The organism is Sphingomonas sp. P3_C6 (assembly GCF_056402595.1).
In genome coordinates this window covers 30122-57081 of record NZ_JBFUHB010000006.1, presented here as the reverse complement: position 1 = coordinate 57081, position 26960 = coordinate 30122, and the positions used below count along the sequence as shown (strand labels likewise).

Annotated in this window: 22 protein-coding genes; 12 read left to right on the top strand and 10 right to left on the bottom strand. The window is 65.9% G+C overall.

Going from position 1 to position 26960, the window contains the following annotated elements:
* Positions 1-46 precede the first annotated feature (46 nt).
* From AC1DT7_RS08930 to AC1DT7_RS08915, 4 genes are all read right to left on the bottom strand, one after another.
* Entirely contained in the window at positions 47-3028 is a 2982-nt protein-coding gene (locus AC1DT7_RS08930) for a TonB-dependent receptor domain-containing protein (protein ID WP_478035585.1), read from the bottom strand.
* A gap of 256 nt (positions 3029-3284) precedes the next feature.
* On the bottom strand, positions 3285-4352 hold the full coding sequence (locus tag AC1DT7_RS08925; RefSeq protein ID WP_478035584.1) for an acyl-CoA dehydrogenase family protein: 1068 nt from the start codon (positions 4350-4352) through the stop codon (positions 3285-3287).
* Between the two features lie 159 nt (positions 4353-4511).
* Entirely contained in the window at positions 4512-5729 is a 1218-nt protein-coding gene (locus AC1DT7_RS08920) for an acyl-CoA dehydrogenase family protein (protein ID WP_478035583.1), read from the bottom strand.
* A 183-nt stretch (positions 5730-5912) separates the two neighbouring features.
* The gene (locus AC1DT7_RS08915) at positions 5913-6722 is read right to left on the bottom strand and encodes a flagellin N-terminal helical domain-containing protein (RefSeq protein WP_478035582.1); all 810 of its coding nucleotides are present in this window, start codon (positions 6720-6722) and stop codon (positions 5913-5915) included.
* Between the two features lie 253 nt (positions 6723-6975).
* Between AC1DT7_RS08915 and AC1DT7_RS08910 the strand changes: the two genes are divergently transcribed.
* Complete coding sequence (locus AC1DT7_RS08910) at positions 6976-8199, top strand: MFS transporter (protein ID WP_478035581.1); 1224 nt, start codon at positions 6976-6978, stop codon at positions 8197-8199.
* 30 nt (positions 8200-8229) lie between these two features.
* Here the strand turns inward: AC1DT7_RS08910 and AC1DT7_RS08905 are convergent, their stop codons facing one another.
* Together AC1DT7_RS08905 and AC1DT7_RS08900 are read right to left on the bottom strand one after the other, a co-directional pair.
* Entirely contained in the window at positions 8230-9021 is a 792-nt protein-coding gene (locus AC1DT7_RS08905) for an SDR family NAD(P)-dependent oxidoreductase (protein WP_478035580.1), read from the bottom strand.
* Positions 9018-9632 carry a glutathione S-transferase family protein gene (locus AC1DT7_RS08900; protein ID WP_478035579.1) on the bottom strand — a complete coding sequence of 205 codons (615 nt, stop codon included), beginning with the start codon at positions 9630-9632 and terminating at the stop codon, positions 9018-9020. The genes AC1DT7_RS08905 and AC1DT7_RS08900 overlap by 4 nt, the downstream gene beginning before the upstream one ends.
* Positions 9633-9702: 70 nt before the next feature.
* Between AC1DT7_RS08900 and AC1DT7_RS08895 the strand changes: the two genes are divergently transcribed.
* The 3 genes from AC1DT7_RS08895 to AC1DT7_RS08885 all read left to right on the top strand — a co-directional run bounded on the left by AC1DT7_RS08895 (position 9703) and on the right by AC1DT7_RS08885 (position 14234).
* Entirely contained in the window at positions 9703-11301 is a 1599-nt protein-coding gene (locus tag AC1DT7_RS08895) for a class I adenylate-forming enzyme family protein (protein WP_478035578.1), read from the top strand.
* Positions 11298-12074: a thioesterase family protein gene (locus AC1DT7_RS08890; protein WP_478035577.1), complete on the top strand. Its 777-nt coding sequence runs from the start codon at positions 11298-11300 to the stop codon at positions 12072-12074. Before AC1DT7_RS08895 ends, AC1DT7_RS08890 begins: the two co-directional genes overlap by 4 nt.
* A gap of 135 nt (positions 12075-12209) precedes the next feature.
* A complete protein-coding gene (locus AC1DT7_RS08885) occupies positions 12210-14234 on the top strand; it encodes an acyltransferase family protein (protein ID WP_478035576.1) in 2025 nt (674 codons plus the stop codon).
* A gap of 62 nt (positions 14235-14296) precedes the next feature.
* Here the strand turns inward: AC1DT7_RS08885 and AC1DT7_RS08880 are convergent, their stop codons facing one another.
* Together AC1DT7_RS08880 and pdxR are read right to left on the bottom strand one after the other, a co-directional pair.
* Positions 14297-14680, bottom strand: a complete 384-nt coding sequence (locus tag AC1DT7_RS08880; protein ID WP_478035575.1) for a hypothetical protein — start codon at positions 14678-14680, stop codon at positions 14297-14299.
* 89 nt (positions 14681-14769) lie between these two features.
* Complete coding sequence (gene pdxR / locus AC1DT7_RS08875; protein ID WP_478035574.1) at positions 14770-16182, bottom strand: MocR-like pyridoxine biosynthesis transcription factor PdxR; 1413 nt, start codon at positions 16180-16182, stop codon at positions 14770-14772.
* 88 nt (positions 16183-16270) lie between these two features.
* On the opposite strand from pdxR, the gene AC1DT7_RS08870 reads away from it, so the two are divergent.
* The 6 genes from AC1DT7_RS08870 to AC1DT7_RS08845 all read left to right on the top strand — a co-directional run bounded on the left by AC1DT7_RS08870 (position 16271) and on the right by AC1DT7_RS08845 (position 20938).
* Positions 16271-16690, top strand: a complete 420-nt coding sequence (locus AC1DT7_RS08870; protein WP_478035573.1) for a cupin domain-containing protein — start codon at positions 16271-16273, stop codon at positions 16688-16690.
* 11 nt (positions 16691-16701) lie between these two features.
* On the top strand, positions 16702-17157 hold the full coding sequence (locus AC1DT7_RS08865; protein ID WP_478035572.1) for a carboxymuconolactone decarboxylase family protein: 456 nt from the start codon (positions 16702-16704) through the stop codon (positions 17155-17157).
* A 51-nt stretch (positions 17158-17208) separates the two neighbouring features.
* Entirely contained in the window at positions 17209-17850 is a 642-nt protein-coding gene (locus AC1DT7_RS08860) for an HD domain-containing protein (RefSeq protein WP_478035571.1), read from the top strand.
* 157 nt (positions 17851-18007) lie between these two features.
* Positions 18008-18778, top strand: a complete 771-nt coding sequence (locus AC1DT7_RS08855) for an EF-hand domain-containing protein (protein WP_478035570.1) — start codon at positions 18008-18010, stop codon at positions 18776-18778.
* A gap of 94 nt (positions 18779-18872) precedes the next feature.
* Positions 18873-19592: a response regulator gene (locus AC1DT7_RS08850; RefSeq protein WP_478035723.1), complete on the top strand. Its 720-nt coding sequence runs from the start codon at positions 18873-18875 to the stop codon at positions 19590-19592.
* Positions 19593-19630: 38 nt separating this feature from the next.
* Positions 19631-20938, top strand: coding sequence for a sensor histidine kinase (locus AC1DT7_RS08845; RefSeq protein ID WP_478035722.1), 1308 nt, complete (start codon positions 19631-19633; stop codon positions 20936-20938).
* Positions 20939-20946: 8 nt separating this feature from the next.
* Here the strand turns inward: AC1DT7_RS08845 and AC1DT7_RS08840 are convergent, their stop codons facing one another.
* Positions 20947-21870: a LysR family transcriptional regulator gene (locus tag AC1DT7_RS08840; RefSeq protein WP_478035569.1), complete on the bottom strand. Its 924-nt coding sequence runs from the start codon at positions 21868-21870 to the stop codon at positions 20947-20949.
* A gap of 101 nt (positions 21871-21971) precedes the next feature.
* Between AC1DT7_RS08840 and AC1DT7_RS08835 the strand changes: the two genes are divergently transcribed.
* Positions 21972-22763, top strand: a complete 792-nt coding sequence (locus AC1DT7_RS08835; protein ID WP_478035568.1) for an SDR family NAD(P)-dependent oxidoreductase — start codon at positions 21972-21974, stop codon at positions 22761-22763.
* 270 nt (positions 22764-23033) lie between these two features.
* On the opposite strand, the gene AC1DT7_RS08830 is transcribed toward AC1DT7_RS08835, so the two are convergent.
* Complete coding sequence (locus tag AC1DT7_RS08830) at positions 23034-24860, bottom strand: DUF885 domain-containing protein (protein ID WP_478035721.1); 1827 nt, start codon at positions 24858-24860, stop codon at positions 23034-23036.
* 202 nt (positions 24861-25062) lie between these two features.
* On the opposite strand from AC1DT7_RS08830, the gene AC1DT7_RS08825 reads away from it, so the two are divergent.
* Positions 25063-26943, top strand: coding sequence for an ABC-F family ATP-binding cassette domain-containing protein (locus tag AC1DT7_RS08825; protein WP_478035567.1), 1881 nt, complete (start codon positions 25063-25065; stop codon positions 26941-26943).
* Positions 26944-26960: the final 17 nt, after the last annotated feature.

The window sequence follows — 26960 nt, the reverse complement described above, 5'->3', positions numbered from 1 at the left end:
GCCGCCCCCACGGAGGGAGCGGCGAGCCAGGGGGATTCCACATTCATCAGAACTTCTTGGACAGGCCGACCTTGTAGTTGCGGCCCAGCGCGCTGCCGGTGAACGGGTCGTAATTGTAATCGAGCCGCGCGAAGGACGGGTCGCGATCGAAGATGTTCATCACCGTCAGGCTGAGCGTCGTGTCCCAGGGCAGTCTGGCGCGCAGGCTGAAATCGGCGGTGAAATAGGATTTGATGTCGGCACCCTGCATCAGGACGGGCGATCCCGGCAGGTCGGCGCGCGGCGCGAACGGCCCCGAATTGGTGTCGGCCCGCTGGTCGCGATATTTGTCGATATAGGTTCCGGTCAGCCGCGCATCGAAGATGCCGGCGCCAAGATCGATATAGGCCTGGCCCTTCCATTTCGGCACCGGATAGGCAGTGGTCTGGAAGTTGAGCTTGCCCGCCGCGTCGAACGCCTTCTGCACGACCACGCCTTCGACGACCTGATCCTCGCTCTTATATTCGATCGTGTAGGTCGCGGTGACGCCGGCGCCGAACCGCGCCGAGCCGATGTCGGTGCGGTAATTGGCCGCGAAATCGAGGCCGCTGTTCCTGATGCCCGATCCGTTGATGATCTGGGTGCGCAGCCGCGAGATGTTGGCGATCGAACAGGTGCCCGCCCCCGCAAAGCCGTTGCCGTCGTTGAACTGGAAGCGTTTGCGCAGATTGGCATAGGCCGGATCGGTACAGTTCGCGGCATTGGCAAACAGCGTGTTGACGATGCCCGCCACCGGCTCGAACAGGATCGAGTCCTTCAGCTTGTAGTTGAAATAATCGACGCTGGCGGAGAATCCGCCGAAATTGAGCAGCACGCCGCCCGAGATGTTGCGCGAGGATTCGGGCTTTAGGCCGGGGTTGTTGCCGACATCGACCGGGCGGAAACTGGTGCCGATCAGCTGGAGCGAAGTAACCGATCCATTTGTCAGATTCTCGTTGCGCGGCCCGCGGAACGTGGTGCCGATACCGCCGCGAAACGCCAGCCACGGCGTCGCCTGCAAACGCACGCGCGCCTGCGGATCGAACGTCGACCCAACCCCGCCGCCATAATCCTCGTAGCGCGCGGCAAGCTGCACGTTGAGGATGTCGAACACCGGCAATTGAAGCTCGCCATAGGTCGCGATCACGTCGCCCGAGGCGCGGGCATTGGCGTTGGTGCCGAGGAACCCCAGCGCGCCCGTCGCCGGCGGGTTCACGCCCGGCGTGGTCTGGTTGGGCCGGCACGCCCCGACATTGCCATTGAGGGGCGATTCACGGCACGGATTGACCGACAGATTATTGTTGTTGCCGTAGTTCACGCTGTAGGTGTCGCGCCGATATTGCGCTCCCACGCCGAACTGAACATCGCCGCCCGGCAGGCTGATCCCGGTCCGCCCGCTGATGCTCGCCTCACCGACGAACAGCGAGGTATCGGCCTGGCTCAGTGATTTGACGAAGAACCAGCGCGCCAGCTCGGCGCTGTTGGCGACGCTCGACACATAAGCCGGATTGGTCGCCCCCGTCGCCAGGTTGGACTGGACCGCATTGCCGAAAGGATTGAGCCAGAGGCACCCGTTCGCTCCGGGCGTGCTGCCCGTGCAGTTCGGCCCGCCCAGCCCGCGCAGCGCGAGCTGAACCCGGTCGCCGAACGAGTCATAGCCGTCGATATAGCGGTAATAATGGTGGTAGGTCGCGTTGATGTTGAAATCGAGGCCATCGGTCAGCTTGCCCGACAGGGTCGCGGTGAAGCGTTCCGATTCCGATTTGCGCAGGCCGACCGACGCACCGGGATCATTGCCATCCGGGTCGGAGAACATCGGATTCCCACCAGTCAGGAACGGCCGGTAGAGCAGGGTCGGGAACAGCACGCCGATGCCCGTCGGAATCTGGGTCGGGTTCTGCAGCTTGTACTGGACCAGCCCCGGATTGTTGGCCGGCACGAAGAAGCCACTCTGCGTGATGCCCGCCGCGGATGACGGCGCCTGGGTGAGCAGATACGAAGGTGAGGTGCGATAGTGCGGCACCGTGGACCGGCCGAACAGGGCGGTCACCTCGAGTTCGATATCCGGCGCCACGTCGACGCCAAGCTCGACATAGGCCTGGCCGCGCCGTTCGGTATCGACCAGTGCGTCATAGGGGCTGTACTGCGTCGCGCACCGGTTCTGTGCCGTGACGAAGCCGCCCAGCCCGACGCAGCTTAGGTCGGGCATCGGATTGGTGATCGCCGCGCCGGTCGGCCCCAGCGCGACGAAGGTCGCCGGGTTGCCGCCGCCGGTCCAACCGCCTTCCGGATTGACCGCAAACGGCTTTGTCGCAAAATCGCGTTCACGCGCCAGCAGCTCCCCGCGCGACTGGAAGCCCGCCGCGAGGAGCACGCGGAAGCCGTTCCCCTGATGGCCATAGCTTGCCGAGATGTCGTAATCGCCCACGCTGTCACTGACGAACTTGTAGTTGCCGGCGACCAGGAAGCCCTTCTGGTCTGCCTTGGTGATGAAGTTGACCACGCCCGCGACCGCGTCCGATCCATAGGTCGCGGCAGCGCCGTCCTTCAGCACCTCGATCCGCCCGATCGCCGCCTGCGGGATCATGTTGATGTCGATCGAGGGAATGCCGTTGCCGGCCGCGACCAGACGCTTGTTGTTGAGCAGCACCAGGGTGCGTTGCGGGCCAAGGCCCCGAAGGTTGACCGTCGCRATGCCTTCGGCGCCCTGCGACCGGCTGTCGAACTGGTTCGAATCGCCGAGCACGCCGTTGGAGGTCGGCAGCGCCTTCAGCATTTCGACGGCGGTCGGGCTGCCCTGTCTCAGCAATTCCTCCGAGGAGATGACATCGACCGGCAGCGCTGCGTCCTCAGGCGTGCCGCGGATCAGCGATCCGGTGACGACGATGTCGGGTGTGGTCTGACCGGCATCGTCCTGGCCGACGGCCGAGCTTTGAGCAAAGGCTGGTGTCGCAAGACCGAGCGCCAGGGCCGAAACGGCGCACGCCGTCAGATACTGCTTCCTGAGCATTTCTCTCTCCCCTGAGTCGGGATGTCGTATGATCCCGTACCGCAAGCTCGAATTGATAGAGAGATTGACGCTACGTCAAGTGAAAGACTCACCTTGAAACAGTACCTGTTCCACTGCACCGCCTTGTCGCACCTCCATAAACACTCCGCTTCGGCCAGAACCTATCTTCGAAATCGGCTATATCTCCCGCCCTTGCCGCACGAAAAAAGGCGCCGCCCGCGAGGGCGACGCCTGTTTTGAACGTCGGATCGATGCGTCAGTAGCCGTTGAGTCGGGCAAAGCGCTCGCGATGATAGGCGGCATTGCCCCACATCGTCTCGAGCACACGGGCCCGCTTGATATAGAAGCCGGCGTCATGCTCGTCGGTCATGCCGATGCCGCCATGGAGCTGGATCATCTCACGGCTGACCAGGTTGAGCGTATCGCCGGCGATCGCCTTAGCCAGGCTGACCGCCTGGTCGACGTCGGATCGGTTGGCGTCGATCGCCTCGAGAGCGCCCTCCACTGCCGAGCGCATCAGCTCGAGCTCCGTGAACATCTTTGCCATGCGGTGCTGCAGCGCCTGGAAGGTCGAGAGCTGCTGGCCGAATTGAACGCGTGTCTTGAGATAATCATTGGTCGCGGCGAAGGCCTGCTCCGCCATGCCGAGCATTTCTGCGCACAATGCGGCCGTCGCCCGGTCGATCACCTTCGCGGCCAGGTCGGTCCCGCCGAGCTTCTCGGCCGGTGCGCCGTCAAAGGTGACCTGCGCATGACTACGCGAATCCGCCATATGCCGCGTCGACCGCGTGACGCCCTCGCCCCCAGCGACGAGATACAGCCCGTCCACCGCCGCGACGACGAACAGTCCGGCACCGTCACCTTCGGCCACGAACTGCTTGGTGCCGCTGATCCTGCCGTCCGATACGCTGGTCGCGACCTTCGCCGGATCATGGATCGGCCCCTCGTCGATCGCCAGCGTCGCAACCACTTCGCCCGTGGCGATCTTCGGCAACCACGCCGCCTTCAGGGCATCCGATCCACCGAGCATGATCGCGGTCGCGGCAGCCGCGGTCGACGCCAGCGGCGACGCAGCCAGGTTGCGCCCGAGCTGTTCGAGCACCAGCCCCAGCGAGAGATAGCCGAATTCCGACCCGCCAAACGCCTCGGGCACCACTATCCCCGCCCAGCCCATCTGGCCCATCTCTGCCCAGGCGGCAGCGTCATATCCTTCCGCCGGCGCCGCATCGCGCATTCGGCGAAAGGCGCCTACCGGCACCTCATTGTCAGCCCACTCCCGCGCCATGTCGCGCAGCATCGTCTGTTCGTCGTTGAGTACGGCCATCATCCTGCCCCTTGAAACTGCTTCCGTCATGCCGGACTTGTTCCGGCATCCATCGATCCGCATGCGGTGCCGCCAGAAGCTCCAGCCCCCAGAACCTTCAACCCATCGTTCGCGGCACGATGGACCCCGGAACAAGTTCGGGGTGACGGCATTCAGCGGTTATTGGTGGTCGAGCATCCCCAGGATGCGCTTCGCGATCACATTGTTCTGGATCTCGGTCGATCCGCCATAGATCGACACCGCCTTGCCCCACAGCCAGGTGCGGGTCTGCGCCAGTTCCGCCTCGCTGAAGCCTTCGCCGTCCCAGCCCAGCCCGTTCATGCCCATGATCTCGATCGACAATTCGGCGCGATCCTGGGTGATGCGTGCGCCGACATTCTTCATGATCGATGTCGCCGCCGACGGCCCCTGGTTCGATTTCGCCTCCAGCGCCGCTCGGCGCAGGGTCAGCGCAAAGGCCCGGCTGTCCATCTCGTGCCGGACGATCCGCATGCGCAGGTCGCCATCGTTCAGCCGCCCCTGCTCGTCCGCGCCGCGATATTCCTTCGCCAGCGCGCCCATCGGTTTGCCGCCGAACAGGCGCCCGACGGATCCGCCGCCCGACAGATTCTGCCGCTCATGCTGGAGCAGCCTCTTGCCGATCGTCCAGCCCTCGCCCTCGCGGCCAACGAGATTGCCCTTCGGCACCTTCACATCGGTAAAGAAGGTCTCGCAGAAAGGTGACGCGCCGGAGATCATCTTGATCGGCTTCACCTCGACACCGGGAGACGTCATGTCGATCAGCAGAAAACTGATGCCTTCATGCTTTTTCGATTTGTCGGTCCGCACCAGCGCAAAGCACTTGTCGGCCCACTGCCCACCCGAGGTCCAGGTCTTCTGGCCATTGACGAGATAGTGGTCGCCCTTGTCTTCGGCGAACATCTGAAGGCTCGCGAGATCTGATCCGGCACCCGGTTCGGAATAGCCCTGACACCACCGCACCTCGCCTTTGGCGATGGCCGGGATATGCTCCAGCTTCTGCGCCTCGCTGCCATATTCGAGCAGGGTCGGGCCGAACATCATCACGCCCATCCCGCCGATCGGATTCCAGGCGCCGATACGCGCCATTTCCTCGCCCAGCACCCGCGCCTGCGCCCGGTCGAGCCCGCCGCCGCCATAGGCCGCGGGCCAGGTCGGTACGCCCCAGCCCTTTTCGCCGAACGCCTTTTTCCACGCCGCCTCGTCATCCGAAAGCGCGGTCGGTCCCTCGACCGTCGCCATCGGATTATCCTTGCCCTTCAGCGCGGGCGGAAAATGGGCCTCCAGCCACGCCCGCGCCTCGCGGCGGAAGGCGTCGATCGGGTTGACGGCGACGTCGGCGTCGGCGGCGCTGGCCATACATGCTCTCCTTCGGGACCGAATCTGAATTTCGGGTATGGTCGAGCATGTGACACAGATCGAATGACAAGCAAAGGGAGGAAAGGCCAAACGCGTTGCGCCGCGCTCGGCCCTTTCGGGCCGGCGCGGTGCATCGTGGAGTCCACGGGCGGCCCGGGGGCGGCGCCTCAGCCGCTGGCGAGCCTATTTCAGCAGCGAGAGCACGCCCTGCTGGGTCTGGTTGGCCTGGGCGAGCAGCGCCGTCGAGGCCTGGCTCAGGATCTGCGCCTTGGCGAGCGCGATCGTCTCGGTCGAGAAATCGACGTCCTCCACGCGGCTGCGCGCGTCGGTCAGGTTGCTGACATTGGTCGTCAGGTTGTTGACGACCGATTCCAGGCGTGCCTGGCCGGCGCCGATCGACGCGCGGGTCGTGTTGACGGCCTTGAGCGCCGTGTCGAGTGCTCCGAGCGCGGCAGTCGCCCCCGATGCGGTCGAAACGTTGGCACCCGTCACACCCGACAGGTCGAGCGCACTGATCTTCAGGCTAACCTTGTCGGTCGAGCCGGAGCCGGTCTGGATCGACACGTTCGTGTCGGAAGCGCCGAACAGCGTCACGCCGTTGAAGTTGGACTTCGATGCGATGTCGGTCAGCTGCGACTGCAATTCGGTGACTTCGGCCTGCAGGTTCTTGCGGTCGTCGTCGCTATAGGTGCCCGAAGCGGACTGGACCGACAATTCGCGGACGCGCTGCAGGATGTTGGTGACTTCGCTCAGCGCGCCGTCAGCGGTCTGGGCAAGCGAGATGCCGTCGTTCGCGTTGCGGATCGCCTGGGTCTGCCCCTTGATCTGCGAGGTCAGCGAGGAAGCGATGGCGGACCCTGCCGCGTCGTCCTTGGCGCTGTTGATGCGCTTGCCGGTCGACAGGCGCTCGATGCTGGTCTGCAGCGCCTTCGACGCCGCGTTCGATGCGTTGGTCGCGCGCAGCGCGGCGACGTTCGTTCCAATAACGGTCATGTTCAATCTCCGGACGTCCTCCCGCCGCCCCCAAAGCGATGGATCGAGCCGTCATCGAAGAGAACGGCAGGGTAAATGCGACATTAAGCAGATTATTTAAATTGGTCCGATCCGGATGAAAAAACAACGACTTGTGGGGACAGTTGTACCGCAGAACCCCTCTTGTCCTCGCCCGCCCGCTTGTGCATGTTCGGTGAATGTTCCGCAGGGCGTACGCGCCATCAAAAGACGCGAACGATTCTGGGGAGAATCCATGCGCTTCGATCATCGTGCCGTGCCGATCGTCCTTGCCGCCGTCCTGATCGATACGATCGGCTTCGGCATCGTCATGCCGGTTTTCCCGCATCTCATCACCAGCATCGGCCATGTCGATCTCGAACAGGCGACGCGGATCGCCGGCTACATGCTGGTCATGTTCGCGCTGGCCCAGTTTTTCGCCGGGCCGGTGCTCGGCAACCTCAGCGATCGTTTCGGCCGCCGCCCGGTGCTGATCGCCTCGATGCTCGCCTTCGGCATGGACTATGCCCTGATGGCCTGGGCGCCGACGCTCGCCTGGCTGTTTCTCGGCCGCGCCATCGCCGGGATCGCTGGCGCCGTCTATGGCCCGGCCAGTTCGGTGCTGGCGGACGTCACCCCGCCCGAGAAGCGCAGCGGCGTGTTCGGGCTGATCGGCGCCGCATTCGGCATCGGCTTCATCATCGGCCCGGCGATCGGCGGGCTGCTCGCCGATTTCGGCCCCCGCGCGCCCTTCGCTGCGGCGGCGATCCTCGCGCTGGCCAATGCGGCAGTGATGATCGTCGCCATGCCCGAAACGCTGGCACCGGAGAATCGTCGCCCGTTCAAGCTGCGCGATGCGCATGTCGTCGGGGCTTTCCGTCCGCTGTTCCATGCCGGCAATGCAGGCCCGCTGCTCGCTGCCTGGTTCGTCTGGCAGCTCGCGCATATGGTCTATCCTTCGACCTGGGCCTTCTGGGCCACGATCCGTTTCGATTGGGACGCCAAGGCGATCGGCTGGTCGCTTGCCTTTGTCGGGCTGGTCATGGCGCTGGTGCAGGGCGGGCTGACCGGCAAGATCATCGCCCGCGTGGGAGAGCGGCGCGCGCTGGTCATAGGCCTGATCTCGGCAGGCATCGCGTTCCTCGCCTTCGCCTTCGTCACGCAGAGCTGGCAGGCCTATATGCTGTTCCTTGTGAGCGCGCTTTCCGGCCTGATCTTTCCCGCGATGAACGGCCTGCTGTCGCGCATGGTCGACGCTTCGCACCAGGGCGCGCTTCAGGGCGGCATCGGCAGCATGGGCAGCGTCTCCTCGATCCTCGGCCCGCTCCTGCTGACCCAGGCGCTGGCGACCGGCGTCGATCACGGCTTTCCCGGCGCGGCGTTCCTGCTGGCGGGTATCCTGGCGTTCCTGTCGCTCGGAATCATCCTGTGGAAAGTGCTGGACCGGGTCCCGCCGCCAGAAGCCATAGAGGCTACTTAGCTCCTCCCCCGGGAACCCGGGAGGACTAGATTAGAGCTCCTTACCCGGCCTTCTCGACAGCCCGACATCCAGATGCGCGCCCGCATCGAGCAACAGCGTCTCGCCCGTCATCACCCGGTTGTCCGGGTCGAGCAGCATCACGACCGGTCCGGCAATGTCGTCGGCGCCAGCCGCCATCTCCATCGGCGTCTGCGCCGCGATCCGCGCATTCAGGGCGGCGAGCCCGGCCTCGCCCAGCCGCTTCTCGAACCAGCCGGTCCCGACATAACCGGGCGCGACCGCATTGACCCGGATCGCCGGTGCCAGCGCCCGGGCTAGGCTCTTGGTCATCGTCACCAGCGCGCCCTTGGACGCGGCATAGGCGACCGAGGATCCGTTGCCGAACACCCCGGCAACGGACGCGACATTGACGACCGCGCCGATGCCACCCTCTCGCATCGCCGGTGCGCAGGCCCGCACCATCTGGAACGGCGCGATGGTGTTCAGCCGGTAGATATGGATGAAGTCATCGGCCGACAGCGCCTCCAGATCCTCATGATTGGCGAATTTCGTGCGGCCCGCATTGTTGACCAGAAAGTCGATCCGCCCGAACGCCTCGATCGCCGCCGCGGCCAGCGTCCGGCAGGCGGAATCCTCGGCGATGTCGGCCTGCACCGCGACCGCCCCCTCGACCTCGGCCGCAAGCGCCTCGGCTTCGTCGCGGCTGCTCGCATAGTTGATGACGCAGCGCACGCCGCGCGCCGCGAGACGCCGCACGACTGCCGCGCCGATCCCGGTCCCCCCGCCGGTGACGATCGCGACCGCCCCCTGCATGTCGTTCATGCCCGGGCGCTCGGCCGGGCCGAAACCCGATCATGCCAGGCGCGCAGATTCTCCTGCTCGTCGGGAATGGCGATCCCGACGAACCCGGCGAAGTCGACCACCGACAACAGCACGATATCCGCCATCGAATATCCCCTGCCGTCCAGATAGTCGCGATCGGCCAGCGCCCGGTCGAACTCGCGCATCGCAGAGATCACGCGCGGCCGCTGGCTCTCCCCGAACTCGGTATATTGCGGCTTCACGACACGCGCCGTGAACGGGTGGCAATGCGCCCACACCATCGACAGCGGCACCATCAGGCGAAGCTCGGCCCGGCGGGTCCACATATCGACCTCGGCCATGCCCTGCGGCCCCTCGCCGAACATCGGCGGTTCGGGGTGCATCGCCTCGAACAGGCGGCAGATCGACACGCTCTCGGTCAGCACGCTGCCATTGTCGAGTTTCAGCGCCGGGATCTGCCCGAGCGGATTCACCTCGAGGAAAGCCTGGCCCTTATGCTCCCCCGCCACGATCGACAGGGTCTCGCTCGGCACGGTCAGTCCCTTTTCGGCGAGATAGATACGCACCCGGCGCGGATTCGGCGCCGGATTCACCGCGTCGTAGAACAGCATCGGCAACCCCTCCTCATTTTTTCGAAGATTGCGTATGGCATTTGCCGCGCGCCTCGCATAGCGCCGTGTCATGACAGCTGCCGATATGCTCGCGAGCGATTTCGCGACCCTGCCCGACCTGATCCGCGCCCATGCGAGCGAGCATGGCGGCAAGACCGCCCTTGCGGCGAGGGAGGGCAGCATCGACTATGCGACGCTCGACACGCTGATGGACCGCGTCGCCACGGCGCTTCAGCGCGACGGGGTAGCCCAGGGCCAGGCAGTCGCCATCGTTGCGGCTTCACGAATCGAGTATGGCGCCGTATTTCTGGGTGCGTTGCGCGCCGGCTGCGTCGCCGCACCGCTCGCGCCCTCCTCCACCCCGGAATCGCTCTCGGCGATGATCGCCGACTGCGGCGCCCCGATCGTGTTTGTCGATGATGACGCTGCAGAAGCTTTGGCGGGCCAGGACATCAAGGCGAAGGTCGTCCATTTTCCTACTTCCCCGGCGAAGGCCGGGGCCCAGTTGGGGGACCTGCGTAACGGGACCCCGGCCTTCGTCAGGGAGGAAGATTTTGAGGAGTGGCTTGCCCCCGAAGGCGCAAAGCCCGCCCCGGTCACCATCGCCCCCGGCGACGGCTTCAACATCATCTATTCCTCCGGCACCACCGGGACGCCGAAGGGCATCGTGCAGAGCCACAAGATGCGCTGGGCCCATATCAACCGCAACAGCTCGGCCGGTTTCGGCGAGGCGGTGACGATGATCGCGACGCCGCTCTATTCCAACACCACCCTGGTCAGCTTCCTGCCGACGCTAGGCTGGGGCGGCACGGCGGTGCTCATGAAGAAATTCGATGCCCACACCTTCCTCGTCATGGCGCAGGAGAACCGGGCGACCCATGCGATGCTCGTACCCGTCCAGTATCAACGCATCATGGCGCTGCCCGATTTCGACCGTTTCGACCTGTCGTCCTTCCGCCTGAAAACCTGCACCAGCGCGCCCTTCTCCGCCGCGCTGAAGGCCGATGTCCTCGCGCGCTGGCCCGGCCTGCTCGTCGAATATTACGGCATGACCGAAGGCGGCGGCACCTGCCTGCTCGTCGCCAACCAATATCCGGACAAGCTTCACACCGTCGGCCGCCCGATCGAGGATCACGACATCCGCCTGATCGACGATGACGGCAACGAGGTGCCCCAAGGCGAGATGGGCGAGGTCGTCGGCCGCTCGCCGGCGATGATGACGGGGTATCACGGGCGTAGCGAGGCGACCCGCTCGGCCGAATGGCATGATGCGGAGGGGCGCCGCTATATCCGCCACGGCGATGTCGGCCGCTTCGACGAAGACGGGTTCCTCACCCTGCTCGATCGCAAGAAGGACCTGATCATCTCGGGCGGCTTCAACATCTACCCGACCGATCTGGAGGCGGTGCTGTCGCAGCACCCGGCCGTCGCCGATTGCAGCGTCATCGGCGTGCCGTCCGAGGCATGGGGCGAAACCCCGGTCGGCTTCTATGTGCCGCACACCGGCGCCAACGCTGGCAATGCCGAGATCCTCGACTGGACCAACGCGCAGCTCGGCAAGACCCAGCGCCTCGCCGCGCTCCACGCCATCGACGAGCTGCCGCGCAGCGCGATCGGCAAGGTGCTGAAGCGCGAACTGCGCGACCGCCTGGCGGAGAACGCCCTGTGACCCCGATCGCCGACATCCTCGCCGCCGCAACACCGGCGGAAAGCGGCTTCCGCACGACCATTCCGGCCGACTGGCTTCAGGGCCGCACCAGCTATGGCGGCCTGTCCAGCGCGCTCGCACTCAACGCGGCCCAGGCCATCGAACCGGACCTGCCGCCGCTTCGCTCGGCGCAGGTCTCCTTCATCGGGCCGCTTGCCGGCGAGGTCGCCGTCACCGCGACCAAGCTCCGCCGCGGCCGCAACGCCGCCTTCATCCAGGCCGACATCACCTCGGACGCCGGTCTCGGCTTCCGCGCAACCTTCGTTTTCATGTCGGACCAGCCCTCGCGCATCGATCTCGACGGCGGGCTGAATAGCAGCCACCGCCCGCCCGCGCCGGACGCGAAACTCTATACCGGGCCCGACGAGTTCTTCACCGGCAACTTCAACTTCCTCGACCTGAAGGAACAGGCGAAGGGCGAGGCCGAATGGCTCCGCTGGGCCCGGCTGCGCGTTTCGGAGGGGCTCGATCCGATGGTCCAGGTGCTTGCCGTCGCCGACGCCCTGCCCCCGGCTGCCTTCAAGCTGCTCGGCAAGCAGCCTGCGCCGATCAGTTCGCTGACCTGGATCGTCAACCTGCTCACCCCAACGCCCGCCACGACCGATGGGTGGTGGCTGCTCTCAGCCCAGTCCGACCATGCCAAGAATGGCTGTTCCAGCCAGTCGATGATGCTCTGGAACGCCGACGGCCAGCCGATCGCCCAAGGCATGCAAAGCGTCGCCATCTTCGCCTGAGCGATTCTCGCGGCCGGAAGGGGTACGAGCCGCCACTTCCCGAACCGCGAGATCAAATCCCACCACAACGGGTTCGATTGCGTATAGCGCCTCCCGAATTGCCGTCTATGCGGCGCGCCGAGGTACAGGAACACAATGCAAACTGGGCAACGGTCCGGACTGGGTTATTCCGGGCTGGGGTATATCGCGTCGATCGACGGGCTGCGCACGCTCGCCGTCCTGTCGGTGGTTCTGTTCCACCTCTGGCCGGCGGTGTTGCCGGGCGGATTCATCGGCGTGGACGTGTTTTTCGTCATTTCAGGCTTCGTCGTCACCGGCTCGCTCAAGGGGCGGCGCTTTGCCAGCCTGGGCGCGTTGAGCGCACATTTCTACGCGCGGCGGCTGGTGCGGATCATGCCGGCGCTGATCCTGATGCTGCTCGTCACCATTGCTGCGGCAACCCTGTTCGTGCCCCGCAGCTGGCTCAGCGACAGCATCCCGCAGGTCGGGCGCTTCGCCTTTCTCGGCCTCAGCAATATCGTGCTGGCGACCGATACGGACAGCTATTTCGGGCCGCAGGCAAGCTTCAATCCCTTCACCCACACCTGGTCGCTGGGCGTCGAGGAACAATTCTACCTCGCCTTCCCCTTCCTGATCTACTGGCATCAGCGGCTCGAAGGCGCCCGCACGCCGACCCGCCGTGTGGTGCGGTCGATCGCGCTGCTGTCGCTTGCCTCGCTGGCGATCCACGCGCTGCTCGACCTGCTCGCACCCAAATTCGGTTTCTACCTGATCGTCAGCCGCTTCTGGGAACTTGGTGCCGGCATGCTGCTGTGCCTGACGCTCGACAGCTGGCGCACCGCGCCGCGCGTGGGGCATCAGTCGACGGGCGTGATCGGCCTTGCGCTGATCGTCATCGGGCTCGCGCTGCCGGTCGAAGTCTGGCTGTTGCGCAACCTGCTGGCCGTTGCCGGAACTGCAGCGCTGCTCGCCCATGTCGTCGCCCGGAGCGATGCGCCGCTCGGGCGGCTGTTCGCCAGCCGGCCGATGGTTGCGATCGGCAAGCGCTCCTATGCGCTCTATCTGTGGCACTGGCCGGTATTCGTGCTGTTCCGCTGGACCACCGGATTGGAAACCCTGCCCCTCGCCCTTGCCGCGCTCGCGATCAGCGTGGCGCTGGCCGCCGTCTCCTATGCGCTGGTCGAGAACCCGCTCCACTATAATGCGCGGATCGCCGCCTTGCCGCGCGGACGCGTGGTAACGGGGGCGATCGTCGCGACCCTGCTCGCCGTTGGTCTGGCCCAGGCGATGTTCGCCAATCACGACCAGCTGACCCTGAGCCGCACGGGCAATGCGCAGGACTGGTATGCCGACAAAGGGCATGAACTGGACCCGGCGCGAAGCCCGTGCAGGGTGGTCGAAACCAGTCGGTCGGCTGGCGGCGCGCAGGTGATCACCTGGCAGGCGGAGGGCTGTGCAGCCTCGCGCCGCACGGTGCATGTGCTGGGGGATTCGCACGCCACCGCCTATACGCCGGCGCTGCGCCAGCTCGTCGCCGAGACCGGCACCACCGTGCATCTCTGGTTCCGCGCCGGATGCCCGGTGCTGCGCCTGATCGACCCGCTGCCGCAGAGTGCGCGCTGCAAACTCTATTATGGCACGATGTTCGACGAGGTGGCGCAGAAGGCGAAGCCCGGCGACACGATCTTCCTGCCCGGACTGCGTATCGACCGGTTCACCAACCAGTTCGACAATGACCGCGACATCAGACTCGACGACCGTCCGGCCTCCCCACTCGGCATCGCACAGGCGCAGCCGATCCTGGCGCGGCTGGCGCAGAATGGGGCCCGACTAGTGATCGAGGCGCCCAAGCCGATCTTCCGCAGCGCGACCTTCCGCTGCGTCGACTGGTTCAACCGCGGCAATCCCAGCTGCGCGGCCGGCACGACCATCTCCCGCGCACGCGTCGAGCAACGCCGCGCGCCGATTATCGCGGCGATGCAACAGCTTCAGGCTTCGGTGCCACAGCTCAGGCTATGGGATCCCCTGCCCCTGCTCTGCCCGGGCGCGACATGCCAGGCGATGCCTGGCGGACGTCCCCTGTTCCTGGACGGCGATCATCTGAGCGGCCACGGCAATGATGTGGTCTATCCGGAGCTCAGGCGCGCGCTGCTCGACTGAAGGAGACCCGGCGCTTCCATCAAAACGGCTTGGCGACGACGCGCAGCGCGACGAAGGCCGGCCTATCGCGCGACTGCGAGCGTCCCGTCATCCACCTCGCGGAACAGCGTGATGCGCATGTCCTGAGCCGTGGTGCCCGACCATTCGACCGAGGTCACACCCGACTGCAGTTCATACTCGGCCGCCGGAATGTTCACGATCCCGCCATATTTCGAGACCTGGAAGGCAAGCCGGTGTGCACCGGGCACCAGCGCGATTTCCCTGACGAACAGGTCGTTGCCGTCCACCTCGGTGATGTTGAGCCCATCGGTCCCCCGCAGCATCGCCGTGGCGTCGTCGCTTGCAAGCGCCTGCCGGCTGCGGCGTGTCTTGATCACCTGCATGATCTGGCCAACCACCACAAAGGCGATGATCACGCCTGCAATCACCCACATTCCCATGAGCATTCTCTCCCTGATCCGGCACGCGCTGTCCGGGCTAAGATCGATATGCCGCCAAATGGTTCCCACGCGGTGATTTTTGCGCGCCCGACCGGTCACCCGAACCGGCGGATCACCTCGAACAGCCGGTCGCAGGACTTGGCAAGGTTGCGCACCGGCGTCGTCGCGACCCCAAGCAACAGCCCCGATCGCGCGCCGTCAGACGACGCGTACCAGGGCGACAGCGGCGACGGCGACATGCCGAACGCCATCAGCGCGCGCGCGACGGCAAGGTCAGGCGCCCCCGCCGGCAAGGTCAGCAGCACCGCCAGCCCCGGCGCCGCAACCCGATCCTCTCCGACATAAGCCTGGAGACACGCCAGCAACGCTTCCCGCTTCGCCGCATAGGCCCGCTTGGTGCGCCGCAGATGGCGCATATAATGGCCCTCCCGCATGAACTCGGCGGTCGCGATCTGCACCGCGGGCCCCGGCGCCGGCGCAAGGCACGCCGCCACCTCGGCACATCGCGCGGCCAGTTCCACCGGCGCCACCAGGAAGCCGAGCCGCACCGTCGGGCTGATCGTCTTGCTGAACGACCCGATATGGATGACCCGCCCGTCCCGGTCGAGCGATGCGAGCGCCGGCGCAGCCCTGCCCATGAGCTGCAACTCGCTCAGATAATCGTCCTCGATCACCCATACCCGGTTCGCCGCCGCCCATTCGAGCAGCCTGAGCCGTCGTTCCAGCGACAGGGTCGGCCCGAGCGGCGCCTGCTGCCCCGGCGTCACCAAGACGAGCTTCGCCCCCCCATGATGCCGCAGTCCGAACGCCACATCGATCCCCTCCGCATCAACCGGGATCGGCGCGATGGAGAGGCGCGCAAGCTCAAGCCCCTTCCGCGACCAGGGGAAACCCGGATTCTCCACCCAGGCTTCCTCCCCGCCCAACCCGAGCACGCCAAGTGCCAACCCGAGCCCCGCGCCGTAGCCGCCGGTAACGATCACCTGCGATGGCGAGCAGTCGATGCCCCGCGCAACCGCAAGATAGCCTGCAATCTCCCGCCTGAGCTCGATCTCGCCGCGGGGGTCCGGATAGAGCGGCGCCGCACTCGCCTCGGCCCGCACCGCGTTCGCCCGGATCCGCGCCAACAGGGTCGCAGGAAAAGTCTCGGTCGCCGGTACGCCCATCTGGAAAAAGGCCGGCCCGTGGGTCATCTCGCGATAGACCTCCATGAACGATCCGGCATCCGAAGGCTGCTCGCTCTTCACCGCGATGCGGGGACGCCGCGCGACCCGTGTGCCGGCCGCCCGCGACGCCTCGATCAGCTGGGCGGCCGCCAGCTTCTCATAGGCGGTCCGCACCGTCCCCCGCGCGACACCGAGCTGCGCCGCCAGGTCCTGCCAGGACGGCAAGCGCGCGCCCGGCTCCAGCACGCCCCCCTCGATCGCATTGGCTATCCCCCGCCGGATCTGCTCCGCCAGAGGCAGTTTCGCCGCACGGTCCAGATTCAGGGTCAGCGGCTTGCTCATACCCCGTGGTACAGGATTTCTCGGCATTCTTGGTGCTTTTTTCTAGCTCATGCCGGGCCATCTTCAGGCCAGCATAAGGAGCAAGCCAATGAACGTCCGCCCCGTCATCGCCGCCACCTGCGCCGCCCTCGCCATCGCGTTCGCCACCCCGGTGCTGGCGCATGACGGCCAGACCGAAACGGTCACGCCCAAATTCAACCAGGCGATCCCGAACATCCCCGGCAAGTCGCTCATCGTGGTCGAGGTGGACTACGCCCCTGGCGCCGCCTCTCCGCCGCACACCCATGCGAAGTCGGCCTTCATCTACGCCTATGTCCTCTCGGGCGAGATCGAATCGAAGGTCAATGACGGCGAGACCCGCATCTTCAAGGCCGGCGAAAGCTGGTCCGAACCGCCCAACGCGACCCATTCGGTCAGCCGAAATCCAAGCAGGACCAGCCCGGCACGGCTGCTCGCCGTCTTCGTCGTCGATACCGACGACAAAGCCCTCACCACCCCCATCAAATAAGGATCGGACCCATGACTCAAAGGCTCGACTACACCCAGATCGCCCCCAACGGCGCCAAGGCGCTCGGCGGCATCTATGGCTATATCGTGCAGAGCGGCCTGCCCGCCGAACTGGTCGACCTCGTCTATCTGCGCGTCTCGCAGATCAACAACTGCGCCTATTGCCTCGACATGCACACACGCGACCTCGTCAAAAAGGGCGTGCCGATCGAAAAGCTCGCCCTGCTCCAGGCTTGGGAAGAGGCCGGCAGCCTGTTCAGCGAGACGGAGCGCGCAGCGCTCGCCTGGGCCGAAAGCGTCACCCGCGTCGCCGAGACCGGCGTGCCGGATAGCGCCTATACGGCAGCGCGGGAGGTGTTCGACGAGAAGCAGCTCGTCGACCTCACCATCGCGATCAGCCTGATGAACAGCTATAACCGCATGGCCATCAGCTTCCGGAACACGCCGCAGGCAGCGCGCAATGGTTGATCCGGCCCGCGGCGGCACGCGAACAGTGCAGCATGTGATGGAGTACAGACGATGATCGGCGAGGTTTCCGGCATCAGGATTCCCGACAGCAAGATCGCCCGCGACCTGACGCGGTTCATCCGCGATACGGAGAGCGACCTGCTCTTTCACCACTCAGTGCGGGTCTATTTTTGGGGAGCGCTGACGGGGCAGCGGACCGGGCTGATCTTCGATCCCGAACTGCTCTACGCGGCGGCCATGTTCCACGACATCGGCCTCACCCCCCGCTACGAGGAGAGCCGGCTGCGCTTCGAAGTGGACGGCGCCAACGCAGCGCGCGATTTCCTGCGCGGCCACGGCATCGCCGAAAGCGATATCGAGACGGTATGGAACGCGATCGCGCTGCACACCACGCCCGGCATACCGGAATTCATGCGCCCGGAGATCGCGCTGGTGCAGGCGGGCGCCGGCATGGACGTTGCCGGCCGCGGCTATGACCGGTTCACCGACGCGCAGCGCGAGGCAGTCGTCACCGCCTGCCCCCGGGAAGCCGACTTCAAGCACGGCATCATCGACGCCTTCTACCAGGGCATGAAGCATCGCCCCGACAGCACCTTCGGAACGTTCAACGACGACGTCCTGGCATACAAGGATCCGGGCTTCCGGCGGATCGATATCTGCAGCGTCATCCTCGGGTCGGATTGGCCAGGCTGAAACGTGAGGGCTCCACCCCATGCGCGCGCGGGAAGTTCATGAAAAATGCGACAAATTGCGACACTTTAGCCGCACGCTGACACAGCCGCGCGACACCCTTCAGCGAAAACCCAGCTCATAGCCGGCGGGACCGGGCAATCACTGAAGGACAACGGATATGCGCAGATATCTTCTCGCCCTCGCCCTGGCCGGAACCGCGATCAGCGGCGCGGCGGTGGCAGGGCAGGATGGCGCCGCGGGGCGCGGCGGCGGCATGCCGCGCGCCGATACCGACAATGACGGCGTCATATCCCGCGCCGAATTCATGGCGCAGTCGGAAAAGCGTTTCGCGCGGCTCGACGCCAATGGCGATGGCGAGATTTCGGGCGACGAGCTTCCCGGCCGCAGCGGCCTGGTGGCGAGCGCGGACACCAACAAGGACGGCAGGATCAGCAAGGCCGAATATATGGCGCAGGCCGCCGCGCGTTTCGCGAAGATGGACGCCAATGGCGACGGCAAGATCACGCCCGACGAGATGAAGGCGATGGGCCAGCGCATGCGCGAAGGTCGTGGCGGGCGCGGGCCAGGCATGGCGCCGCCTTCTCCCGGCACCGACCCAATGAGCGCCGGTCCCATGAGCGCCGGGCCCATGGGCGCCGGGTCGATGGGCGGGGGCCATATGGGCCATCGCGGCGGCATGATGGCCCGCCTCGATACCGACCATGACGGCAAGATCAGCCATGCCGAGGCGATCGCCCAGGCAGAGGCGCGTTTCGCGAAGATGGACACCAACCATGACGGCTTCATCGACCAGGCCGAAATGGCTGCGCGGCATGAGCGGATGAAGCAGCGCATGGGCAAGATGCGCGGCCATGGCCGCCATCCGGGCGGCCCCGGCATGGCCCCTCCTCCCGGCGCCGACGCGCCGAAACCAGACGCCGGCCAGTAATCCCCCGACTGGTCTGGCTGCCGGGCGGGTGTCCCTCCCTCCTCGCCCGCCCGGCATGTTCCAAAGGCGACCGATCATGCTAGATGACGATCTCATGGGAGAAACACCGCACCTTCTGCTGGTCGATGACGAGCGCTCGATCCGCGAACCGCTCGCGCAATATCTGACGAAGCAGGGCTTCCGCGTGACCCAGACGGGTGACGCGGAGGCGGCGCGCACGCGCCTCACCGCCTATGCGATCGATCTCGTCATCCTCGACATCATGATGCCGGGCGAGGACGGGCTGAGCCTGTGCCGCCACATTCGCGAGACGAGCGAGACGCCCGTCATCCTGCTCACCGCACGCAGCGAGGAGACGGACCGGATCGTCGGGCTGGAAATGGGCGCCGACGATTATGTCGTGAAGCCCTTCTCCCCGCGAGAGCTTGCCGCCCGCGTGAAGGTCATCCTGCGCCGTGCCGCCGCCGGCGGCACGCGCCAGCATGCGCCCGACACCGGCTCCTTCGCCTTTGCCGGCTGGGTGCTGAAATCGGGTGAGCGCGCCCTGGTCGACCGCGAGGGTGTCTCGGTCCCCCTCTCGACCGGCGAATATAATTTGCTCCATGCGCTGGTCACGCGCCCGCGCCAGGTGCTCACCCGCGACCAGCTGCTCGATCTGACCCAGGGGCGGGAGGCCGCCGCCTTCGACCGGGCGATCGACAATCAGGTCAGCCGCCTGCGTCGCAAGATCGAGACCGATCCCAAGAATCCGGATCTCATCAAGACGGTCTGGGGTGGCGGCTATACGCTCGCCGCAGAGGTGACTCGCCTGTGAGGCGAATCCGGCTGTGGCCGCGCAATCTTTCCGGGCAGATGGTACTGCTCATCGCCATCGCGCTGTTCGTCGCACAGGCGATCAACTTCGCCATCCAGCTGCAGGATCGCCGGGCCTCGCGCTACGACCAGGCCACCGGTCCGGCCGTCACCCGCATCGTCGATGCGGTGGAGCGCAGCCATGCCGGGCGCCCCGTCGATGAAAATCGCGGACGGGTCCGTCGGGCCGATGTCTCGCCGGTCGACCCGGCCGGGGAGCATCAGCCAGCAGTGGAAGAAGGTCTACGCAGCGCATTGGCCGAGGCGGGATTGAAGGTCGGCCGCATCGAGACTCAGGTCCGGGCGATCAAGCCGGGCGACCGCCGGGTGCGCCGCTGGGGGCCGCGCATGGCCGATCGCATGATCAAGATGGGTGGTGAACTGGTCATCGCGGTCGAGCAGCCCGGCCATGGCTGGCTCGTACTCAACGCGCCTTGGCCGCGTGCCGAGGCCTATCTGGTGTGGCGGCTGATCTGGCAGACGCTGGTGCTCTATGCGATCGTGCTGATCCCGGTGCTGTGGATCGGCCGCAGGATCTCGCAGCCGCTGCGCAGCCTGGCCGCGGCCGCGCGCACCTTCATGCCCGGCGAGGTTGACGTGCCGGTCGAGGAGCGCGGGCCGCAGGATCTGCGTGATGTGATCGCGGCGTTCAACGCGCTGCGCCTGCGCGTGTCGGCGATGCTCGACGAGAAGGATCGGATGCTCGGCGCGATCGGCCATGATCTGCGCACCCCGCTCGCCGCGCTGCGCGTCCGCATCGAATCCGTCGAGGACGATACCGACCGGCTGAAGATGGCCGACACGATCGAGGAGATGAACCGCACCCTCGACGACATCCTGTCGCTCGCGCGACTGGGCCGGCCGAGCGAACCGCTGACCGAGGTCGATCTGGCCGCCCTGGTCGATGCGGTGGTCGAGGATTTCCGCGATCTTGACCATGACGTGACCTTCGAGGAGACCGACCGACTCAGGATGCGGCTGCGCCCTTCGCTGATCCGCCGTTCGGTGCGCAACCTCATCGAGAATGCGGTCAAATATGGCGAATCCGCCGAGGTGCGGATCGTCCCAGGCGAGCGCGCGGTCGCGATCCATGTCATCGATCAGGGCCCCGGCATCCCGCCCGAGCATCTCGGCGACGTGTTCGATGCGTTCACCCGGCTGGAGACGTCGCGCAACAAGGAAACCGGCGGCATCGGTCTTGGCCTCGCGCTCGCCCGCGCCATCGTCCGCGAGGCGGGCGGCGACATCACCCTCGTCAACCGCCCCGAAGGCGGCCTGACCGCAACGATCACCCTGCCCCGCCGTTGATCCCGGCGTCAGGGCGCATCGAAGGCGAGGGGCGGCGCACGCCGCAATTCCTCGACGAGATGGTCGATGAACACCCGCACGCGGTGCGGCAACAGCCCGCCGCCGACATAGACGGCGCTGACATATTCCATGTCCCCCGGATTGCAGTCCTCCAGCAGCGCGACCAGCCGCCCTGCGGCGATCGCCTCGGCGACATGGAACTGGCCGATCCGCGCAATGCCGACCCCGGCCAGCGCCATCTGCCGCATCGTCTCGCCATTGTTGAGCTGGAGACTGCCAGTGACCGGCTGCTCGATCATGTCCCCGCCGCAGCGGAACGGCCAGGTTGTACGCGGGTGGCGGAAATTGAAGGTCAGGCAGTCGTGCCGGGCCAGGTCCTGCGGTCGCTCCGGCACACCGTGGCGCGCGAGATAATCGGGCGCGGCACAGATTATCCGGCGCGTCTGCCCCAGCCTGCGCGCGATCAGCGAACTGTCGGGCAATGTCCCCATCCGGATCGCCACGTCGGTGCGCTCCGCCAGCAGGTCCACCACATCGTCCGTAAGGTTCAGGTCGACCACGATCTGAGGATGGCGCGCGAGGAAAGTCGCCACCGCCGGCGCCACCACCATCGTGCCGAACGGCAGGGAGGCGCTGACCCGCAGCCGCCCGCGCACGGCGCCGCCAGACGCTTCCTGGTCGGCATCGTTGAGCTCCTGCAGGATCCGAATGGCCGCGCGGTGATAGGCCTCGCCCTCGTCGGTCAGGCTCAGCCGGCGAGTCGTCCGCACCAGCAACCGCGCCCCGAGCCTTTCCTCCAGCCGGGCGATCAGCTTGCTCACCGCCGATGGAGTCAGGTCGAGCGTCCGCGCAGCCGCGGAGAATCCTCCCGCGGCCACCACCCGCACGAACACCTCCATCTCGCCCGATCGTTCCATCAGGATACGCGGCATTGATGATTTCCATTCACAGATGCTGATCCGACTTCGGACATAGTTGAACGCGGGCACGATGCCTAGATTGCTTCCAACGAAACCCCCTGTGGAGACACATCATGGACCTCGAACTGACCGACAAGATCGCGCTCGTCACCGGCGGCACCGGTGGCATTGGCCTTGAAATCGCCCGCTCGCTGTCGCTCGAAGGCGCGGCGGTGACGATCACCGGCCGCTCGCAGCAGAAGCTCGACGACGCCATCGCCGACATCAACGCCTCGGGCGGCAAGCCGGTGGCCGGCGTGATCGCCGACGTCGCGACGGCCGATGGCGCCGCCGCTGCGATCGCCGCGCTTCCCCACGTCGACATCCTCATCAACAATCTCGGCATCTATGAAAGCAAGCCGTTCGCCGACATCAGCGATGCCGACTGGAGCAACATCTTCGACGTCAACGTGCTCAGCGGTGTCCGCCTGTCGCGTGCCTATCTGCCCGCGATGCTCGAACAGAATTGGGGCCGCATCATCTTCATCTCCAGCGAATCCGGCCTCGCCGTACCGCAGGACATGATCCATTACGGCATGACGAAAACGGCCCAACTGGCCGTCGCCCGCGGCCTGTCGCAGCTGACGCGCGGCACCAACGTCACAGTCAATTCCGTGCTGCCGGGGCCGACACGGTCGGACGGCGTGGTCGAGTTCCTGCGCAGCCAGGCGACCGATCCCGCCGCGCCGATCGACCAGATCGAAGCCGAGTTCTTCCGCGACGCCCGCCCGTCATCGATCATCCAGCGCATGATCGAGGCAAGGGAGATCGGCGACATGGTAACCTATATCGCCAGCCCCCGCGCCGCCGCCACGAATGGTGCGTCGATCCGCGCCGAAGGCGGGCTGGTGAATACCATCGCGTGACCCATCCGCTCTTCTGCTCCCCTCCCGCTTGCGGGAGGGGTCGGGGGAGGGCCTGTCACATCGGCGGCCGCACGATCCTCGACCAAGCGGCGGCCACCTTGCCGCCGAAGAGCCCCGTCGGCCTGGGTTTCGACGAGGAAATGCAGCGCCGTCCACCGCCCCCTTTTTTCTTCGCCCATAGCTTTTCTGGCCTCGCGGGCGATGGCGCCGACGAATCCTCCTGTCGATCTACGCGATCGGCCGCGGCAAATCGTCCGTTGCGACGGTTGCCTATGCGCCCCCGCCGCGCTTCATCGTCGCGATGCGCTCGTCAATGCGACGCTCGAGGATGACCAGCGGCATCGCGCCCTCCTTCAATATCTCGTGGAATTGCTTGATGTCGAATTGTGCGCCCAATTCGGCCTGCGCCTTTGCCCGCGCGCGAGTCCAGGCCATGTGCCCTACCTTGTAACTGCAGGCCTGGCCCGCCTGGGTGCAGTAGCGCTCGATCTCGCGCTGGGTGCGCGGACGGGCGAAGCCGGTCGTCGCCACCATGTAGCTGGTGGCCTTCTCACGGTCCCAGCGCTTGGCATGGATGCCGGTGTCGACGACCAGGCGGGTCGCACGGAACAGGAAGGACTGGAGATAGCCGGCATGTTCCAGCGGCGTTCGATAGGCCTTCAACTCATCCGCCAGTTGCTCGGCATAAAGCGCCCAGCCTTCCGAATAGGCCGAGAAGAAGCCGATCTTGCGCAGCGTCGGAATATCCTTCGATTCCTGGGCCAGGCTGATCTGCAAATGATGGCCTGGCACGCCCTCGTGATAGGTGAGCGACGGCAGCGTATATTTCGGCCAGTCCCCGACATCCTTGAGGTTGACGAAATAGATCGCCGGCCGCGTACCATCCAGCGAGGCGCGGTTGTAATAGCCGTTGGAGGCGCCGTCCTGAATCTCCACAGGTACGGCGCGGACCTCGAGGGGCTGGGTCGGTACGGTCACGAATGCTCCCGGCAGCTTGGCGTACATCGCCTTCACCCCTTCGTTAAGGCCGGCGATCAGCGTGGCGCGGCCCTCCGCCGTGTCGGGATAAAGCTGGTCCGGCGCGACGTTCAGCTTTGCCAGCCGTTCGCCCACCGTGCCGTTGGTATAGCCCTGCGATTTTAGGATCGTGTCGAGTTCCGCGGTGATCTCCGCAACCTGGGCAAGGCCGATGCGGTGCACCTCGTCGGGGCTCATCGCCGTAGTAGTCGCCTGGTTGAGCGCCATCGCATAGATTTCCTCGCCCCCCGGCACGCGCCAGATGCCGTCGCCCGGCCTGGTGGTCGGCTTCAATCGCTCCATCAACGCGATCTGCCGGTCGAGCGCGGGGTAGATTCTGGCCTCCACGATGCGGGTAGCCTGCGCTTCCCAATCTCCGTCGATGCCCTTTGCCCTTGCCCGCCCGGCCAGCGACTGGACGATGCTGGACGTCGCCGCTGGCTGTCCGCGCAACTTGCGCATCTGGCCGAGCGTGAGATCGAGCGACCAGGAAGGCGCGAGCAGGCCCTTGCTCGCCTCCGCCTCCTGCATGCCGCTCTCCTGATCGAGCACGGTCGCGAACTGGTCGAGCCGGGAAAGATAGGCGTCGGCATCGGCCTTCACCGCGACCGTATGGGCGGTGTTCAGGAAGTCCGGCACCGAGAAATAGGCGCCGCCCTGCTGGAAGATCCGATAGGGCCGTATCGCGCTGTCGATGCCGAACCTGTCCGGTGCGGCGATCTGTGTGTTCAACGAATAGAGCACGACCTCCAGGTTGAGCTTCGCGGCAGGCGACAGCGTATCGCGGACGTATCCGGCAAGCCTGGCAATCGACGCCTTGGTTTCCGCTATGTCCTTCGCGCGCCGCTCCGGGGTGCGCGGCGACAGCCGGCCTTTCGCCGCCGCCATCGCGCCCTTGTCGAGCCCGAGAGAGGTCGCGAGTTCGGGCGAACGCCCGACCGCTTGCTGAAACACGCGTTCGAACTCGATATTGAGCGCTGCGTCACCCGAGGCGGCGGTTTGCGCGAGCAGCTCTGTCGGAGCCAGCGCGGCGGTGAGCGCCACGGCTCCTCCGGACGAGAGAAAGTGACGACGATCCATGCGGGGATCCATGCGCGTGCTCCTGCCGAAAACATAACGGATTGAAGCTTGTAGGTTGATTGGGGCCGGGCTTTCCAGCCTCCTCTTCAACAAAATCGCAGCTTCGGCCATGATCCCCTGGTCTCGGATCCGGATTTCCTGCGCAAGCAGGAGAGATCAGCCGCCCTTCTATTATGCTGCGCTGCATGATAATGGCGCCCGCATGCTGAATATCAACGGTATCACGGTGCGCCTCGGTGGGCGCACGATCCTCGACCGCGCAACGGCAACCTTGCCGCCGAGGAGCCGTGTCGGCCTGATCGGCCGCAACGGCGCCGGCAAGTCGACCCTGATGAAGGTGATGATCGGATCGATCGAGGCCGATGAGGGCGAGATCGAGATGCCGCGCAAGACGCGCATCGGCTATCTCAAGCAGGAAGCGCCGAGCGGGAAGATCACGCCGATCGAAACGGTGCTCGCTGCCGATACCGAGCGTGCCGCGCTGCTCAAGGAGTCGGAGGATTGCCACGATCCCGACCGCGTCGGTGAAATCCACGACCGCCTGATCGCGATCGACGCCTATACCGCCGAGGCGCGCGCCGCGCGCATCCTGGTCGGCCTGGGCTTCGACGAGGAGATGCAGGGTCGCCCGATCGACAGCTATTCGGGTGGCTGGAAGATGCGCGTCGCGCTCGCCGCCCTGCTCTTCTCCGAGCCCGACCTGCTGCTGCTCGACGAGCCGTCGAACCATCTCGATCTCGAAGCGACCTTGTGGCTCGAGAATTTCCTCAAGGCCTATCCGGCGATGATGGTCGTCATCAGCCACGAGCGCGACCTGCTCAACAATGTCGTCGACACCATCCTCCATCTCGAGGGCGGCAAGACGGTGATGTACACCGGCGGCTATGACAGCTTCGAGCAGCAGCGCGCCGAACGCGCCGCCCAGCTTGCCGCCGCCAAGGCGTCGCAGGATGCCCAGCGCGCCAAGCTGCAGGATTATATCGCCCGCAACAGCGCCCGCGCCTCGACCGCGAAACAGGCCCAATCGCGCCAGAAGATGCTGGCCAAGATGCAGCCGATCGCGGCCATGGCCGAAGATCCGACGCTCTCCTTCGCCTTCCCCAGCCCCGAGGAACTGCGCCCGCCGCTGGTGACGCTAGATATGGCCGCCGTCGGTTATACCGAGGGCAACCCGATCCTGCGCCGTCTCAACCTGCGGCTCGACCCGGACGACCGTGTCGCGCTGTTGGGGCGTAACGGCAACGGCAAGACCACCCTCGCCCGCCTGCTCGCAGCACAACTCACGCCGATGGAAGGCGAGATGACTGCCTCGGGCAAGATGCGCGTCGGCTATTTCACCCAGTATCAGGTGGAAGAACTCGACACGACCGACACGCCGCTCGAACATATGACGCGGATGATGAAGGGCATGTCGCCCGCCGCCGTCCGCGCCCAGCTCGGCCGTTTCGGTTTCTCCGGTGCCAAGGCGACGACAAAGGTCGGCAGCTTGTCGGGTGGCGAGCGCGCCCGCCTCGCGCTGGCGCTGATCACCCGCGACGCCCCGCATATGCTGATCCTCGACGAGCCGACCAACCATTTGGACGTCGATGCGCGCGAGGCTTTGGTACAGGCGCTCAACGCCTATGACGGCGCCGTGGTCATCGTCAGCCATGACCGCCACATGATTGAGCTGACCGCCGACCGGCTGGTACTGGTCGATGGTGGTGCCGCCACCGAATATAATGGCAGCATGGAGGATTATATCGCCTTCGTGCTGTCCGGTGAGGGCGCTTCCGGCGGGGATGCGGCGTCGAAGAACAAGGTCAGCAAGAAGGACGAGCGCCGCGCCAATGCCGAAGCGCGCGAGAAGAGCGTTGCCTTGCGCAAGCGCGCCCACGAGGCGGAGGCGCTGGTCGCCAAGCTCTCCAAGCAGCGCAGCGCGATAGATCGCGCGATGTTCGACCCCTCGACGGCCGAGCCCTGGCTGGCGAAGATGAGCATGAGCGACCTGATGAAGCAGCGCGCCGATGTCGCCGCCAAGCTGGAGACGGCCGAGGCCGTGTGGCTGGCGATCAGCGAAGAGCTGGAAACCGTCGAGGCCTGATCTTTGCGAGGCCCGTC